At 55.5% G+C, this 16,857-nt stretch carries 14 protein-coding genes and 1 pseudogene; 8 read left to right on the top strand and 7 right to left on the bottom strand.

Annotation, left to right across the window (positions count from 1 at the left end; all coding sequences use genetic code 11):
* Window positions 1-2: 2 nt before the first annotated feature.
* Window positions 3-2,360: a family 20 glycosylhydrolase gene (locus JAO29_RS22050; RefSeq protein ID WP_334270440.1), complete on the bottom strand. Its 2,358-nt coding sequence runs from the start codon at window positions 2,358-2,360 to the stop codon at window positions 3-5.
* Window positions 2,361-3,087: 727 nt separating this feature from the next.
* Here JAO29_RS22050 and JAO29_RS22045 point away from each other — a divergent pair.
* From JAO29_RS22045 to JAO29_RS22035, 3 genes are all read left to right on the top strand, one after another.
* Window positions 3,088-4,569: a lipopolysaccharide biosynthesis protein gene (locus JAO29_RS22045; protein ID WP_334270459.1), complete on the top strand. Its 1,482-nt coding sequence runs from the start codon at window positions 3,088-3,090 to the stop codon at window positions 4,567-4,569.
* A gap of 9 nt (window positions 4,570-4,578) precedes the next feature.
* Window positions 4,579-5,499, top strand: coding sequence for a sulfotransferase family protein (locus tag JAO29_RS22040; protein WP_334270438.1), 921 nt, complete (start codon window positions 4,579-4,581; stop codon window positions 5,497-5,499).
* A gap of 80 nt (window positions 5,500-5,579) precedes the next feature.
* Window positions 5,580-6,536 (top strand): right-handed parallel beta-helix repeat-containing protein, encoded by a 957-nt coding sequence (locus JAO29_RS22035; protein WP_334270437.1) that lies wholly within the window; start codon window positions 5,580-5,582, stop codon window positions 6,534-6,536.
* A 63-nt stretch (window positions 6,537-6,599) separates the two neighbouring features.
* Here JAO29_RS22035 and cysC read toward each other — a convergent pair whose 3' ends face one another.
* From cysC to JAO29_RS22015, 4 genes are all read right to left on the bottom strand, one after another.
* Window positions 6,600-7,166, bottom strand: a complete 567-nt coding sequence (gene cysC / locus JAO29_RS22030) for an adenylyl-sulfate kinase (protein ID WP_334270458.1) — start codon at window positions 7,164-7,166, stop codon at window positions 6,600-6,602.
* Window positions 7,167-7,234: 68 nt separating this feature from the next.
* Window positions 7,235-8,362 carry a glycosyltransferase gene (locus JAO29_RS22025; RefSeq protein ID WP_334270436.1) on the bottom strand — a complete coding sequence of 376 codons (1,128 nt, stop codon included), beginning with the start codon at window positions 8,360-8,362 and terminating at the stop codon, window positions 7,235-7,237.
* Window positions 8,363-8,368: 6 nt separating this feature from the next.
* Complete coding sequence (locus JAO29_RS22020) at window positions 8,369-9,046, bottom strand: hypothetical protein (protein ID WP_334270435.1); 678 nt, start codon at window positions 9,044-9,046, stop codon at window positions 8,369-8,371.
* 1,028 nt (window positions 9,047-10,074) lie between these two features.
* The gene (locus JAO29_RS22015) at window positions 10,075-12,318 is read right to left on the bottom strand and encodes a winged helix-turn-helix domain-containing protein (protein WP_334270434.1); all 2,244 of its coding nucleotides are present in this window, start codon (window positions 12,316-12,318) and stop codon (window positions 10,075-10,077) included.
* A gap of 105 nt (window positions 12,319-12,423) precedes the next feature.
* Between JAO29_RS22015 and JAO29_RS22010 the strand changes: the two genes are divergently transcribed.
* Entirely contained in the window at window positions 12,424-13,341 is a 918-nt protein-coding gene (locus JAO29_RS22010; RefSeq protein WP_334270432.1) for a retropepsin-like aspartic protease, read from the top strand.
* Between the two features lie 232 nt (window positions 13,342-13,573).
* Here JAO29_RS22010 and JAO29_RS22005 read toward each other — a convergent pair whose 3' ends face one another.
* The gene (locus JAO29_RS22005; RefSeq protein ID WP_334270431.1) at window positions 13,574-13,756 is read right to left on the bottom strand and encodes a hypothetical protein; all 183 of its coding nucleotides are present in this window, start codon (window positions 13,754-13,756) and stop codon (window positions 13,574-13,576) included.
* A 39-nt stretch (window positions 13,757-13,795) separates the two neighbouring features.
* Entirely contained in the window at window positions 13,796-14,569 is a 774-nt protein-coding gene (locus JAO29_RS22000; protein WP_334270430.1) for a hypothetical protein, read from the bottom strand.
* A gap of 486 nt (window positions 14,570-15,055) precedes the next feature.
* Between JAO29_RS22000 and JAO29_RS23700 the strand changes: the two are divergent.
* From JAO29_RS23700 to JAO29_RS21985, 4 genes and pseudogenes are all read left to right on the top strand, one after another.
* Window positions 15,056-15,145 (top strand): annotated as a pseudogene (locus tag JAO29_RS23700) (hypothetical protein); the annotation flags it as partial.
* An 89-nt stretch (window positions 15,146-15,234) separates the two neighbouring features.
* Complete coding sequence (locus JAO29_RS21995) at window positions 15,235-15,498, top strand: hypothetical protein (RefSeq protein ID WP_334270429.1); 264 nt, start codon at window positions 15,235-15,237, stop codon at window positions 15,496-15,498.
* 555 nt (window positions 15,499-16,053) lie between these two features.
* Entirely contained in the window at window positions 16,054-16,242 is a 189-nt protein-coding gene (locus tag JAO29_RS21990) for an MbcA/ParS/Xre antitoxin family protein (RefSeq protein WP_334270428.1), read from the top strand.
* Window positions 16,243-16,328: 86 nt separating this feature from the next.
* On the top strand, window positions 16,329-16,457 hold the full coding sequence (locus JAO29_RS21985; RefSeq protein WP_334270427.1) for a hypothetical protein: 129 nt from the start codon (window positions 16,329-16,331) through the stop codon (window positions 16,455-16,457).
* The last annotated feature ends 400 nt before the right edge of the window (window positions 16,458-16,857 follow it).

The following is a 16,857-nucleotide window of genomic DNA, read 5'->3' as shown; positions in this document are numbered from 1 at the left end:
CTTCACGGTTCCACCTTCTGCGGCGAGCTGTGCTCATCGAACGTAAAACCGATCGAATAGATTCCCCAGAGCGGAGTTACAGTGGGCCGGACGACCTTTACGCAAAGATCATGAACGCCTGAACTTCTCTCAAGTGGTGCAGACAGGAGCGTCACGCCTGGATGACGATCAGCGGGTCCAATCGGGATAGTGGCAAGCAGTTTGCCAGTGCAACTGTCCAGATGCACTTCTACCTCGCCAGCTTTGGTCTTGCTATCGCCCAGAGGCGGAGCTTGCTTGTTCTTGTCGCGGAACACGTAAGGAAGTGCCATAACGCCTGCCGAAATTTGCGTTATGCCGTTCAGATTTGCACCCTTGTAGATCCAGCAAGGGTTCTTGTAGTTCACCAGTACGACAGGTCGCGAACCCTGCGGCGGGTCCTGTTGCATCGCGATTGCGGGATCGTTCACACATAGCTGCAGATCCTGACTATAGCGAACGCGAACGCTGGCCGAATCGAGGGTGCGGTCGAGATCGCTTTGTGCGACTTCACTCTCCATAAATGTTGCCGCTCTCAAACGTGCCGGCAGCTGCACCGAAAAGGGATCACGATAGACCATTGAAAATCTTGTAACTGGTGAGCCGTCCAACGTGTATCGAATACTACCCACCCCTGCCTGATTGCTCAGCGCGACCATTACTGTGTTACTAGTCTCGATCGTCTCCTGCGTATTCACGCGGAAGGCGTTCGGGTCGTAGACGATACCAAGCTTGCGATAGCGCTGCAGCTCTACCGCGACACGCGAAGTAAACTCGTTCCAGTTCCTCGGGTGGGAAGGCGCCCAGGCCACCTCCGCCAGGGCTGCTGCGCGGGGGAAGATCATCCAGGTTACGCGGTCTCCCGTCTGCACATACTCCGTCCACAAGTTCGCTTGGATTCCAAGAATATGCTTTCGCTCATCTGCGGTCAGCGAGGGCGGAAGCGGATCGAAGTTATAGACACTCTGAAGGGAATTGAGTGCGAATCGACCGGGCGCCTCTGATGCGGAGTCGGTCTGGCGATAGTTGAAGTACAGCGGCCGTACAGGAGCAAGCACGGCATCATGCCCCTGCTTGGCCGCGCTTATTCCTCCAGCGATTCCATGCCACGACATCACTGCGGCGTTAGGAGCAAGGCCGCCTTCAAGTATCTCGTCCCATCCAAGTGTTCTCCGATGGTGCGCTGTGATAAAGGTGTCGATGCGCTTGATGAAGTAGCTCTGCAGCGCGTCTTCATTTACGATGCCAAGCTTCTTCATCTGAGCCTGGATAGTGGCGGAAGACTTCCATTGATCTTTAATCGCCTCGTCTCCACCAACATGAATGTAAGGCGAAGGAAACAGATCCATCACTTCCGTCAGGATGTTTTCGAGGAACTCGAACGTCTTATCATCTACGTTGTAGAGATAAGGGAATATCCCGTACTCACTGGCGGGCGCGGTGAGATGAAGGTCCGTCGAGCCGAACTGAGGGTATGCAGCCAGCGGAGCGGACGCGTGCCCCGGCATCTCGATCTCCGGCACGATCATTACATTGCGTTGTGCGGCATACTTCACCAGGTCACGCACCTCCGCCTGCGTATAGAAGCCGCCGTAGTTTGGTCCTGTAGGCTTAGCTGCAGAACCGAAGACATGGGGCAGACGTCGGAAGCCACCCACCTGAGTGAGCTTGGGGTAGCGCTTTATCTCGAGCCGCCATCCTTGGTCATCGGTGAGGTGCCAATGCAGAACGTTCAACTTCTCCAGCGAAATCCGATCGATCAACTGCTTGATGTACGTCACGGACTGCATATGTCGCGCTGAGTCCAGCATGATGCCGCGCCACGGCAGTTCGGGCGCATCTTGAATAGCGACACACTCCAACTGCACCGTGCCCTTATCACCTGCTGCGTCGGTAACGAGCTGCCACAGAGTGACCGAGCCATAGTAGAGACCAGCGGAGCTTGCTGCAGAAATCTTCACCGCATTCCTTCCGACTACGAGGTCATAGGCCTCCTTGTTCCGGTTAGTCATGGGGTCGGCAGTACGCTCAAATACGATGGCTGCCTTGTCTTGCGTGCCGACACTCTCCACGACCCTTAGGCTGAGCCCGCGAGTGCGCTTCAAAAGCTCCGCCAGATGCATAGCGCTGAACCGTGCTCCATCGTCCATTGCAGGATAGGATATCTCTGCGCCGTCTTGGAGTATCAGGGTTCCTGCCGAGGGCTCCAGATGCGCAGGCATAGGAATCAACGCAGGAGTACGCGCCACAACCGGCTGAGTTGCGAACGCGGCTAGTGCCACAACAATACCGAAGCTGGCTACACGGCCCACAGATAAGAAGGTTCGGGATTTATCCATCATTGTCTCTACCCTATCCTTTAGGGGAATGTTCGATCAAAATCAAAACCGTGAAACCTGTTCTACAGGCAAGCACCCTACCGGACGCAAACGCTCTCGATTGGCAGACCACCCGTGTTGAACCCCGTTGAGGGTGTGGAGTGCGCCCGCATTCGGATCACCGACAGTCTCCGCCGCAAAAGCCACTTGGCTTGTGGCGCCAACGGCACCCCACGCCAGCCCAATCACCGCTCGCACCGCAGTCTTAGGCGCGAGCAGTCGGCTGTCGAAGCTCGTACTGTCACTCAGTTACAGCCATATGGGCCTTGGGCATGCGTAAAGAAGCTTCATCTTGCCCCGACAGGCACAACGTACTAGAAGTGGTCGCACAGGCTGAGAGCGGATACGTGCCGCGCAGACGGCGGGCTGCACCATTAGGCTGTGTAACAAGCTTCTTCTTTATGGTTTATGGTGGCCCGGTGTGGGCTATGAGACAGAGGGGCTCGAAGATCAGGCGAAAGATTTTGCCCCCTTGTGGTGACAGATCGCTTCCGAGTCTTTGGCTCCGTAGAGGGCGCCGATCTTTCGGCGTGAGATGCACAAGACTGAGTCCAGCGATAGGAGATAATGAATATGCACCTGTCACTTGCATTGATGTATCACAGCAGTGGCTTTTTCCTATGCGACCTTCTGTTTTTTGCCTGCCGCTCCGTGAAAGTTGTCTTGTGCTTGAGGTAAGTGCGTGTCGTTAATGCGCCCTGCGGCAGGGAAGGATCTTCACCTGCAGATACAGCGAAGCCTACTCTGGACCGGCCTCCAGCATTGGGGTATTCACGCCATCAAGTTTGCGGTTTTGTTTCTTTTGGCCCGGTATATCAGTCCGGTCTCTCTCGGAATCTATGCGTTGGGAGGTACACTCGTCTCCGTTGCCCAACTGCTCTCAGGCCAGGGAATGATGGCGGCGCTGGTGCAGCGCCATAACCTGGAAGACGGACATAAAGGCTCTGCCTTCCTTTCGATGCTCGTCTGGAGTCTCGTTTTGGCCGGAGTCTTGAGCTTGGGGGGCCGCGCCCTTGTGCACCTTCTGTCTAAAACGCGAGTTGAGTCTCAGGTCGTGAACGTGGTTCAGATCCTTGCATGGAGTCTGCCACTCAACGCCATCTCAAACATCAGTGTCGCCCTATGGAGGCGGGATCTCGCCTACAAGCGCGTCGCATTTGTCACGACAAGCAGTCAACTTGTAGGCTCGCTGATCGCTGTCGTTCTCGCGATCAAGGGAATGGGCGTCAAGAGCCTCATCGCCCGGCAGCTGGCAGAGGCGCTGATGATGGCTGTTCTCTGCATCTCCGCCGCGCCGTGGCGGCTATTGAGACAAAGTTCATGGCGACGGTACAGGGAGATCATGCGGGTTGCCGCGCCTGTCGGAGGAATCAATCTGATGCTGTTGGCGCGGACACGGGTTGACGAGTTGCTGATCGGGTTCTGGCTGGGAGCGGAGGCCCTCGGCTACTACGCACTCGCACGTCGACAAATCGACACCGTCTCCGCATTGGTACCCACGGTGATTGGGAGCGCCTTCTCCCCGATCCTGTCGCGTCTTCAGAAGGACGAACGTCGCCTGCGCATTGTGATTGAACGCGGCACCCGGCTTCTGGGCATAGTCGTTTTTCCTGCGTTCGCAGCCGTTGCGTCCATAGCAGGAGAATGGATGCCCGCTTTCCTAGGGCCACGCTGGACTCCGGCTGTACCCCTGCTTCAGGCGTTTGCCCTGATTGCAGCGTTCACGGCCTTGCTTAATTTTAATCTGTCCATTCTTTTGGCCACCGGCTACCCACGTATTCGTTTTGTTCTTGAGGCCATCATGACTGGCGCCGTTTTGTGTGCAACGGTAGCGGCACTCCCCTGGGGAACAAAAGCCATAGCCTACGCTTCCGCTCTGGCTGTCGGCATCACTGTTCCATTGGAACTGACTTGGATCGCACGCCGCCTTCCGATGCCCATCCGCGAGCAACTTCGCATTCTTTGGCCTTCTCTCCTTACAACGATGGCGATGGTGGCTGTGCTCGTCGCTCTTCAGGTAGGCCTGGCTCATCGATGGAGCGGCGCCTCCCGTCTCAGTGTTTTGATTGGGGTCGCCCTGTTCTTTCTGGCCTTCGACATCGGCCGATCTGGAAGCATGAGGAAAGGCCTCCACGCAACGGAGGAAGACATTCTTTATAGTTCAGCGAGCTGACGCAACAGAATGCCCTTCCTGTCATTCCAACGTTCCAGCCGCGATTCCCATCTTGCTATGACAACTCACCCACCATTTCCGTTCCTTATCGGCGCACCTCGGTCTGGCACCACGCTCCTGAGGCTCATGCTCGACGCACACCCTGCTCTCGCGATCCCACCAGAGACCGGATTTCTTCCGAAAATTTGCCGATTTCGAATCGGCCTCAGGGCACGAAAGAGGTTCTTCAAGCTCATCACAGGGTTCCCAGGGTATTCGCCAAACTGGGGCGACTTCGGCCTCGATGCGGGGGCCTTGTGGCGGGAGCTGCAGAGGATTGAGCCTTTCGATCAGGCAGATGGCATCCGGGCCTTTTACAGAATGTACGCGGCCAAGCATGGCAAGGTGCGCTATGGGGATAAGACACCGACCTATTGCGAGCATATTCGACGGATTGAGGAGCGGCTTCCGGAGGCCCACTGGATTCACATCATTCGGGATGGCAGAGATGTGGCTCTATCACTCCGTCGTACCTGGTTCGCACCTTCGCAGAATATGACTGCGCTGGCAAAGTACTGGCGGAGAATGATTCGCCGGGCCCGGCAGGCAAGCGGTACTTCTTACTTGGAAGTGCGTTACGAGAGCCTTGTTCGAGACCCTCAACCGGTCCTGGAGCAAATCTGCAGGTTTATTCAACTCGACTTCGATCCGATCATGCTTCGTTACTGGGAGCGGGCGCCTGGCAGGCTCAAGGAGCACCGGGAACGGTACGGAAGAAATGGTGACGTCGTTGTCTCACATGAACAGCGGCTGCACCAGCAGAGGCTGACGATGGCGCCGCCTGAACCTGCGCGGATCGGAGTCTGGAAAGACGAGATGACTGTAGCCGAACAAGCCGCCTTCCGTCGCGGCGCGGGTGATTTGCTGAAGGACTTGGACTATAAGTGGTAGTCCGCTTATTCCTTCGGAATGATATGGTGAGGCTGGTTGCACCCTGTTATTTTCTTTGAAATCCCCATCAACGGAGAAGTATGCGAGTCGTTAGTTTGAAACTTTCTGCTGTTCTTGTTCTCACCCTGGTTGCCTCCGCTGCGAATGCGCAGGCCACCCGAACTTGGGTATCGGGCGTTGGCGATGATGCCAATCCCTGCAGCCGTACCGCTCCCTGCAAGACCTTCGCGGGCGCAATATCCAAGACCGCCGCGGGCGGAGAAATATCAGTGCTAGACCCAGGCGGATTCGGCACGGTTACGATTGCGAAGGCCCTCACGATCAACGGCGAGGCGTCGCTCGGGGGCGTTCTGAACTCTTACGTCGATGGCGTGGTGGTCGCGGCTGGCTCAAGTGATGTAGTCGTCCTCAAGCACCTTTCCATCAACGGATCAGGTACTGGACTGTCAGGTGTCCGTTATATCAGCGCCGGGCAGGTCATCGTCGAAGACAGCTTTATTACGGGGGAAACGGTAAATGGGATCGTGGTCGCCAGCACCGGCAACGCTAACCTGGTCGTACGCAACACGAACTTGAACGGAGGCGCGGCTGGCATCATGGTCAACCCGACATCCAGTCCGGTGAACGTGTCCTTGAGTAAGGTGTCAATCACAGGATTTGCCAATGGAGTATATGCGCAGTCTGGAAATGTAGACATCAGCGACTCCGTTGTAACGCAGAACTCCGGGACAGGACTGCTTGCCTCAGGAGGGACGATCACCGCCCTGAACGACCTTCTTACAGGAAACGGCACAGCCGTGCAGGCTTCGGGAAGCGGCATCGCGAATATCGACAAAAGCACAATCTCTGGCAATGGAGTCGCCATCCAGGCACAAACCGGCTCGACGATCCGCATCTCCAATAACAGCATCTACAACAACATGACTGGGGTCACTTGCGGTGGCACTGTGGTGTCGGCAGGAGACAACCGTAAAGGCTCTAACGTTGGAGGTTCCGCGGCTGTCTGCGCGCCGACCGCGACGATTTCCCTGCAGTAGCTTTTTCTCAGTAAAGCAATCCTGCCCTGGAAGCCCGCGCTTCGAAGACCGGCCTCCTGGTTTTTAGACAGCCATTTCTTCTTCGCACGAGCGTGATGACTTAACCCGCTTGAACCGGTCCTCCACGGTCCGCAGGATTCTTGTCGAGCTCTCTTCCACTGTCTCCAGGTTCGTCTGGCATACCACTTCCGCGGCGATCGGTACCTCGTAGGGGTCGTCGATACCAGTGACAGAACGAAGCTCACCCGCGCGAGCGCCACGATAGATCCCCTTCCGATCGCGCTGCTCGCAGACCTCCAAGGGAGCGTCTACATGAACCTCCAGGAAATGTCCAATGCGCTTCCGCATCTCGTCCCGAATCGATCTGTACGGCGAGATCGCTGAAACAAGGACGATGACCCCCTGCCTCGTCAGGAGTTCAGCAACAAAGCCAATCCGGCGGATATTCTCCTCCCGGTCCTCCCGGCTAAATCCGAGCTCCTTGCTCAGATGCTGGCGCACTACATCACCATCCAACTGCTCGACCCTGTATCCCCGGCTGGAAAGCTCCCTGAAGACAGCATCGCTCAAAGTCGTTTTGCCAGCGGAACTAAGGCCAGTTAGCCACACTGTGAGGCCGCGATCTAAGATCGAATTACTGATAGAAGCGTCTCCTGATGCGATCGATGAATCGTTCTCAACACAATCTTTAGGCATCTCTATGGCGAGATCCATCGCTTATAAGCCCAATGGGCGAATTGAACTGCCTGCGCTCCAACCAACGGAATCGCCTTGAGCCGAAGGGCTTGTTCCTTCTCCCACTCCACGCGTTTGATGTAGTGCCACGTAGCGAGATAGTCTGCAAATTCCCGGTATTCGGTAACACGGTTCACGTCCCGCGGATCGAACTCCTCAATGGCCTCTGTGTAGAGCCTGATCCAATTCGCGCATGCCGCATCAAGGCCGGCCTCCGCCCTGATGCGCCGCGTCACCGTCATGGCGTCAACCGGATCATAATTTGCAATCTGATCTGCAATCTTTCCTGGATCGAGCGGGTCTGTGAGCACCCCTTGTCCGAAGTTCATCAATCGCAGACGATCCAAATCTCCTGATGTTACATACGGCCCCACCCGCCCGAAGTCGCAAAGTACGACCGCATTGCCCACCGCAAGGGCTTCCAGCGCGCAGCGCGCCTTTGCGAAGACCAGGTCGTACCTGGGCAGTTCGCGCTCCGGTGCAGTGCTTTGTGTTCCGACGCCTTCTCCGATCACATCCAAATCCAGTCCCGTCTGGCGGCAAGCTGTCCTGATTGCCTTCAGGTGGGTATTACGCCTCGCATAGTTGCTGAAGATGAGGGCCTTACAGGGCCGAGGCGGCAGAGGATCACGGATCTGAAATCTTGCCAGGTCAACTGCATTGGGCACAATTCCAATTTGGCCCACGTTTGTGCCCAACGCACGCTCCACGCGTTGCCGGCAGCGTTCGTCAACTGCGAGGTAGCGGCGCACACGTTGGAACAAATATGGTTCGTCCATGGCGTTTGTGGCGTCGTGGCAGATAGAGATTGCCGGGGTCGCCGGAAATCGCAGAAGCGCCTCAACGAGTACCCGATGATGCTGTCCATGAATAATGTCAGGTGTGACGGAGAGACGCGAGAGATCGTCTGTCACCTGGATACCCATCCCCGTCAACTCTTCCGCGATTTTTCCGAGTCTCGGCGAAAAGACGATGGGCTGATGCCCCGCGGAGCGGAATGCTGAGGCAAGATCCCGAATGACTACTTCTGTCCCCGTATAGTTCGCGAATGAGATGTTCGCAAGAAGAATCTTCAAGGCGGAGAATTCCATGTTTTGCTATGCGGAGCAGCTAAGCGATTCCATTTGTGTTGAATCCGCAGTAGTCACCTCAACATGAGCTCGAAGTGCCAGGAAGATCGGCAGGATGTGTTCCCGAAAGCGCAGTACGAATTTGTACTTACCTTCCACCACACGTTGCTCACCCCATCTCTCATAGAGAGGCTTGCAAGCGTCAATTGAAGCCCAACCCTCGACACGTTTCAGACACTCCACACGAAAGTACTCCGGACCACCGACAGCAAGCGCCTGCTCTACTTCATCAAGAAGTTCTCTATATGCACGCGATGCATCAATCTTTTCGGCCAGTATGGTATCGCTTAACGTCGTGTGGACACACCGATCGTCATGGGCCAATAGCAACTCCTGCTCCCACTCGGTCAAGCAAAATTCGTAGTGAGGAATGATGCGGCCTGTAAGTAACCGGACCTTCTCAACCGCCGCATACGTGATCTCGCGGCAGAGGTCGTGGGTAGGATTGAACCCCTCGTTGGCGTCGCTCGCAACAAGCTCGATCTGATCGCGCACAAATCGGTCGGCCAGATCGTCCGCGATCGCGGTAAAGCGCGTGTACTCGGAATTGAGGATTGCCTGATAGATGCCCGCGTCTGAAAAGACGGCAGAAGCCTCAACCGACGACGCCCCGGCTCTCGCCAGCACTTGCAAGGTAGAGGCCAAACGTCCCATCCCGGATGTGCCCGATCCGTCGGTGAGCACGAAAACCTGTGGGTGGGCAGATGCAAGCCAACCATATACGCGAAGCTCATGTCCTGGGTGGCCAATTATCAGAGCCGATCGAGCGAAAGAAGGAAAAGCTCTACCCCCAGTAACCTTCAAACCTATCAATCCAGAAAGCTCCCATATCTTAGTCTGAGTCTGCGGCTCATAGGGTCCTGCGCGAAACGTTGTCGATTTTCGGCAAGACCACCTCTCTGAGTAACTATACAGCCTGCAGGTTGGCCGTTCGCCAATCTGACCGAGGTTTTTCAGCGGGCATCGGGGTCGCGTGTCCTTCACGACTGCTGTCTGTTTATTCGCTTTCTCATTTTTCCTCCTCTGTTTCATAGCCCACACCTTGTGGAACAGCTTTCTTGGAGCATTTGGCCATCATGTTTTCATTGGGGAGAAAACGGAGGCGTGGCGAGCCTTGTGGAATGAGGAGTGGGGTTTAGAGTAATTGCAGTGTTTCAAAAGGGCCAAACCGAGTGACGGCTTTGCGCCCCCTTTCGAAACGACCCATAAATACTTGGCGAGTTTGCGACAAACCGGAAGTCGAGCCATATCTCATCCGGGTCAACTGTTGATAAATCGCCGAGTCACTCATTGAGCGGTAATGGGTGACCTGAGCTCCTTTTTCTCGCGGGTTAGGGGCGTCAACTGAGATCTCTGGCTCTCAGTTCATGATCTCGCCGCCGCGTTCTTTCAAAAAGAGAAACATCTCCCTCTCTGGACACCCCTAAAGAGAAGAACTTGATTTTTAGACATAATCTCAACGGGAGGTCCACCCTCCCGCATATCCATTGCGACGAGCCGGTGATCATTTCCTGGGAGTCCTGTGGAACTGGATCACATCTTCAAACGGGTTAGCACGGAATACTGTGTGCGATCCCATAAGCTGATCAACACAACTACTTTTTCCTGAATACCACTCCCGGTTGAGCCAAATGCTTCCTGACCGGCGTCTCTCCTCACTGGTCTCTTGTCATTTAGTTCCATTTTATGTTTAGGTCGTAGATCTCTTGGGTGCCGATGTCTCGAGTCAATAGGGGAGAGCCGTCTGCTGCAACACCCAACCACTTGTCAGTATCCTCGTCGACTACCGGACGGAAGCTTCTCAAACTCGCCATCGTATCGAATGATCCGTTAGAGAGGCGAACGCGCACGATCTTTGGATCGTTACCCACTGTCATCAGGTAGAGATATTCGCCATCGATCGACGTCATCCAATGCTGAAACACGCCTTTCACTAGTAGCGACCATTTCTGGGTTTTCAAATCAAAGGTAGCGAAGCCCTCCTTGCCAGGCTTTAAACTCGGTGCGACAAGCGTGTTGCTTGACGGCCAAAAGGGGCCTCCCATTTCACGGGAGTCGGGAATCAAAGTGATTTTTCCAGTCCGCAGATCGATCATTTCCAGTCCCTCAAAACTGGTAACGGAACACACTTTGTTAGCGCTGCCTTGGCCCGTGAATATTGTGACCAAAGAGGTGCTGTCCGGCGACCAACCCGATGTTCGGGCATTTTCTGCGACTTTGATAGGGGTGCCGCCCTCCAGTGGGAGCACATAAACGCACGAGGAGCAGTTGACGTCAGACGAAGAAAAGGCCACTTTTGTTCCGTCGGGCGAGATCCGTGGCCACGCGACCACGGTAGGTGCGTAGGTCAACTGTAGTCTTTCACTGCCGTCTGTACGGCTGCGCCACAGACTGCGATCAGGATAAGTCATGTAGGTTACCCATTTCCCGTCGTGGGATACCGTCGCGTCGAGCGCGGAGATACCGGAAAGATAAGGAACGAACTGCTGTGAAGTGCTGTCAAAACGGACCAGTTCGCCACGCGGCTTGAGCCCGATCGCAAATATGTGCTCTCCATCCGGACTCGGAAAAGGAAGTTCATAGGAGAGCGGACCGTTGGTCAAGCGCAGTGGGGATGAGGAGCGTGCCGACCACCCGTTACCCTCTCGAATCGCCCATAGATCTGTGCGGCCCTGCCTGCGGCTTTGAAAGACAAAGTACCTTCCGTCCGCCGTCCAATGCCCGCAACAGGCCGTGCCTTCTTCCTCCCAGCCCGCCAATAAGGGATGTGCGTTGCTTCCGTCTGAGTTCACTTCCCATAAAGACTTTGTATAGCTGCCCTGCACGGTAAGCCTTATCCTCTTTCCGTCCGGGGAAATTACCGGGCTATCGACATAGCTCGGCAGATCGGAAAGCTTACGGGGATCCGACCCATCCCTTTCCGCAATAAACAGCGAGGTGTCCTTGCCGAAGATTAGATGTCCATCCGGAGTGAAGTTCGCGTTTTGTGCGACCACATTCCGTAAACGACGCGGCTCCCCGGCTGGTAAAGGCAATGACCACAAAGAACCGAAGAAGTTGGATTCTTCAAGAACTAAAAGACTCGACGAATCCTTCGCTAATGCGGCGAGCCTCGGGCTCTGGATTCTGGAGATTATCTGGCCAGTCTCTCCGCCACTCGCAGCAACTTGGGCGATGACCGGGCTTCCAGCTCTCAACTCGTTAAAGAAGATTCGATAACCGTCAGATAGCAGCGCACTGGTCAACAATTTCGGATTGCCGTCATCCGTTAATTGCAATGCGCTCTCGATCGTTGGTCGGCCCAACAAAGACTGCCACACAAACAAGGCCACTATAACAACAACAACCATGAGTGCAGTGGCCGGGGCGAACCACAAGGGCCAGGAAATGGGGACCTTGCTTGGGGCGATTTCTGAATTGGCTGAGGCGGGAAACGCCGCCATACCACCGGCTCGCTCATCCGCGGTAGCAGCTTGGCCCTGCGGACCGTGTAATCTGCTCTGAATAATAGGCGTTTGCTCTAGCGGCTTAGATCGGTTGCCGTGATCCAGGTGCGGCAGATCAGCCGCATCCTCTTCGCCGAAGCCGTTCTCCGCAACCTTCACCTCGCAAAGAAAGCGATAGCCGACGGTAGGCACTGTGGCAATGTAGCGCGGCTCGTGGGTGTCATCCCCCAGCAGACGCCGCAGAAGCGCAATGCTGCGCGTGAGTGAGTTGTCCGAGACAGCGCAATCGTTCCAGACTGCATCCAGCAGTTCGTCCTTGGTAATCAAGCGATGCGGATTTCGAAGCAGAAATACCAACACTCGAAAGGCCTTCGGCTCGACCGCCAACGTTTCGCCCGACTTGACGATGCAGAATTCGCGCTCTCGAACTTCCACATCCGCAAAGGTGAAAACAAAAGGCTTGTGCCCCATCACGAATTCATCACCCCCATTCAGGGAATGATCACGACCCCATCATGACCATGCAGAGCCACCGCCACAAAGTTCTCCCAGCCAATCCGGCTGAGGAGATCTCCGATGCTTACCTTCCAATGGCTCGCCTCCACAACCCTTGCAGCGGCGATCCTGCCCGGTCTTCATGCAGAACCACACTGCCCGGGAGATGTCGCCAGTTTACGCTTCCGTCTGGTTCAGCGCTCCCAAATTATTGTGCCGATCGCGATCAACCATACAGGCCCGTACGACTTTCTGGTCGATACAGGCGCACAGGTCTCCATCGTCGATCCGGCACTCGCCGCTGAACTCCACTTGAAGATGGAAGGTACGGTAGGATTCGTCGGCGTCAGCTTCCGTACGCATCCTTCCTTCTCGCACCTGGAAATTCTTGAAGCCGGCTCGCACGCTTCCGCAAACGCCCTGGTTGTCGTTCAAAACCTCGGGTATCTGCAGGTAGCCGATCCTCACATTCACGGAATTCTTGGCGGGGATTTTCTGAAGCATTTAGACGTGCTCATTGATAACGCCCACGGCATACTTTGCCTCGACGACGCGAAGATCATGCAGACGGAGGTGAGAGGTAAGCATATCGCTCTGGTGACGCCTCCCCATCCTGAAGGTGGGGTCTTGTCCACCGAACCAGTCATCATTCCGGCTCATCTGTCCGGGGTTCCAGCCCGGCCGCTGCTACTTCTCCTCGATTCCGGTATAACCACCCCTCTCCTTTACGACATCGGCAAAGAGGTCGCGGGTGGATTCTCCGTAAGTGTGCCGATACATGACCGCGGTCCAGACGGAATGGAACGAGTGTTTTCCGTCTTAGCCCCTCAGGATCTGCAAATCGGTACACTCACATTTCATCGAATATCTTTCATAACTCCGATAGCCACGAGGAAAGATGTTCCCAAGGTAGAGGTGGATGGGCTGCTGCCTACGGTGCTCTTCCGACGCGTCTACATCAGCTACGCCGATCGATTTGTCGTCCTTGAGCCGTGGTAGGCAGAAATCCTCAGGGTCGGAGCCAGTCAACTGTTGCATAATCAGCTTCTGACGTGCAGATGGAGAAGTGGATTGCTCCACTGTGCTGTTCACGATGGAGCAGTGAACACCTCCGGTCTTCGGTTCCGTCCTGGGAATTGAACTGCCCCCACATTCATGCATTCAAACAGGATATGCGGGATTCATTACGTCGAGGAACGGTGATAAGTTCAACCTTCACATAAGGTACGGCCTACGCGCGGTACCGTCGAAGGCCACCTCCGACGGCCTTTGGAAAACACTCGTTCGGCGGGAATATCCCATAGGTACCAAGGGCCTTGTATGTCTTCGCGAGGCTGGCATAGGCTTTGGTAAAGCGCGGATCGGCACGAACCGCCTGCTGGAAGTAGTTCACTGCCTTATTGAATCCCGCCATAGTTCTCTTCTCGAGAAAAAGCGGCCCTTGAGGTATGTCTCATACGCCAGGATCCACGCGACGAGTTGACGCGCGGTGGCTATCTTCTGCCGGGGTCACTTGCGCCCCGATCGCCCTGGCAATGGAGTGAGCAACGTCTGCCTGCAGACTCACCAGGTCGCGCAGGTTGCGGTCATGAGTCTCGGACCATAGGTGCCGATCTGTTGATGCATCGACGAGTTGGGCCGTCACGCGCACGCGGTTTTGCGAACGGAACACTTCACCCTCCACTACCGCGTCGACGTTCAGTTCGCGGGCAATATCACCCAGTGGTTTGCGAATACGCTTGTACCGCATGACTGAGGTAGGCGGAATTACGCGGATCGAAGATATTTTGGCTAACCCGGTAATCAGTTCAGCCGTCATCCCATCGGCAAAGTATTCCTGTTCGGCATCTTTCGAGAGATTCTCAAATGGCAGTACGGCCAGCGAGTGGATCTTGACCGAAGATGGATTTTGCAGGGCCGAATCCCGAAAGCGTCCCGCTTCGATGACAACGACGATGATTACGGCAGCAAGGATCACAAGTACGGCTGCCCACCTCTGCGGCGACAGCACCCCGGGTCGAGGTTTCCTCTCGTGGATCGGCGGCCTCACGGTCTCGATGGCGCCGGGCTCCGTAGCGTGGCCGTTCGGAACGCGTCCGAGGCGGATTTGGTCGTCCTCAGCGACCTGAACGTCGTGAAGAAAGCGGTAGCCGATCGTGGGCACCGTGGCGATATAACGCGGTTCGTGGATATCGTCTCCAGGGCACGGCGCAAACTTGCGACGCATTGGGTAAGCGAGTTTTCCGATACCGACAGTCACCCACACTGCGTCCAACAACTCATCTTTTGAAACCGGTTCGTGTGGATTACGGAGGAGGAAGAGGAGAACGCAAATGCTTTTGGCTCCACGGCCAGAACTTCGCCCTTTTCAACGATGCAGAACTCACGCTCGCGTACCTCGATGTTCTCGAATGTGAAAACACAGGACTTATGCTCCGTCATATTTTTGTCACCTGCGATCCAGCAGATGATCAGGAGCCCTTCATGACTGTACGGAGCGATACGCGGAGAGTTCATCCAGCCACACCGGCTGAGGTGATTCTCCATGACAACTCTAAAGTGGCTTGCTTCCGCCAGTCTTGCCCTCGCCACGTTTCCCGCGAGCTATGCAGAAACCGCATTGTCCGGGAAACGTCACCAGTTTACGCCTCCTTATGGTGCAGCGTTCCATGATTGTTGTTCCGGTTGAAATCAACCATACCGGCCCGTACGACTTCTGTTGGACACCGGCACCCAGATGACGATGGTCGATCCCGCCCTGGCTACTGAGCTTTATCTGAATACTCAGAGCTCCGCCGGGTAGCAGGAGTCGGATTTCTTGCATCCGCGCCCTTCGCTCAACTCGACCTGCTGGAAGTCGGCTCCCATGCTGTCGCCAATCAAAAGGTAATCGTGTTTGACTTCCAGAATTCCCATTCCGTCGATCTCCACTTATTTCGCGGAGTCCTCGCCGAGGATTTTCTCGGCGAATTCGATATGCTGATCGACAATGCTCTGAACCTGCTCTGTCTCGACAACTCATCTGCCATGGCTGCCGACGTCAAAGGGCCGCATATCGCCCTGGTGACACCAGCTCGGACAACTAACAGCATGCGGCCGCTCAGGTCGTCATCATCGCGGCTCGTCTATCCGACGGGACGCGACCCGTTCGCCTAAAGCTTGGCTCCGGCACGAACGTCTCTTTCCTGTTCTACACCGCTCGATATATGCCGCTGGAATTATTAGCAAAGACCTCGTTGTCTTCTTTACATACGCAGGCTCCTCAGACGGAGTCTCGCGCACATCTGCCTACGATGGACTCCTGACGTTGGAGATCTTCAGGATTTGCAGATCGGCTCACTTGAATTTCCTAAGGTGTCCCTTCCGGCGCGTTTTCATCTGCCACACCCGTCACTTTGCTGCCTTTGAGCCGTGGTAGAACGGAAGCCTGCGCTGTTACCAAGGGCCCACGGGATGCGTCACCCCCCGCCATGGAGTGTATCTTTTCAAAACAGCAATATTTTCAGGGTCTTATGGTGGCCCAGGCAGGAGTCCCACTGTCGACAATCATACATTGCCTACTGGATTGCTGCATGGGGATCAAGCAAAAGGCCCCACTAAAGCCCCCACTCTGCATCGCTGCTAAGACCTACATAGGCACCCATTTCGAGCTGCAGCCGTAGCCATATCGCTGTCACCTTCCAGCAGCTCAGGCAAGCGTAGAATCTCGCCATGAGCGCTGAAGAGCTGATCGCGCTTGCTGAACGAGTCTTCGCCAATCCGGAGAAGGCCAGCGCCTGGCTGCAGACTTCCCTTTCTGCCCTAGACGGACATGCTCCGCCTGAGCTGCTAGATACTGATGAAGGTCGCAGACCAGTTGAACAGACGCTACATCAGATCGACGAGGGGGTGTACCGTTAGGCCTGTCGATACGTACTTGCCTGTGCTTGTCCCTCGATCCTCAACGGGGGGAGGGTGGTAGGCTGAGGCCGGAGGAGTACATATCAGTGCTCCTTCATAAGGTATTGGAGACCGTGGTGCTGACTTCGATCACGACACTCATTGTTTGTGTCGTCCTCAAGGTGTACGAGGAGATTCACAACCGGTATCTGCTTCCGTGGCTACGCAAGCATTGAAGCCTTACAATTCGGAGGCCTGAAGAGGTTCGCAGCTCTCCGGGGCAGTGGGTTCTATCTGTTCAGCAGGACCCGTACAAGCAGCAAAACCGGTCGAGTTCGCGAAGCAATCCTCGACCGGTTCCTCTACCCTGAACAGTAAGCTTCGAACCAGAGGGTCGGAGGTTCGAGTCCGTCTCTGGCCACCATTTAGAATCAATAACTTAGCAAAGAGTGCCGCAATAAATCTCCGAGGCCATTCTTACTCCTTTCTTGTAAGTGGCCGAAAACACCGAATCGACAATGTTCCCGTCAGGCATAAAAAACCCTTTCAGACGAATTCGTCATGATGTGAGTCAACCTTCGTGCGGTATCGCTAGCCCCGTATCGGCGAACCTCTCTGCCCGTTTGCGATCGCGCA

The organism is Edaphobacter sp. HDX4, from assembly GCF_036877565.1.
Taxonomy (GTDB): domain Bacteria; phylum Acidobacteriota; class Terriglobia; order Terriglobales; family Acidobacteriaceae; genus Edaphobacter.
This window is presented reverse-complemented; position numbering and strand designations above follow the sequence as displayed.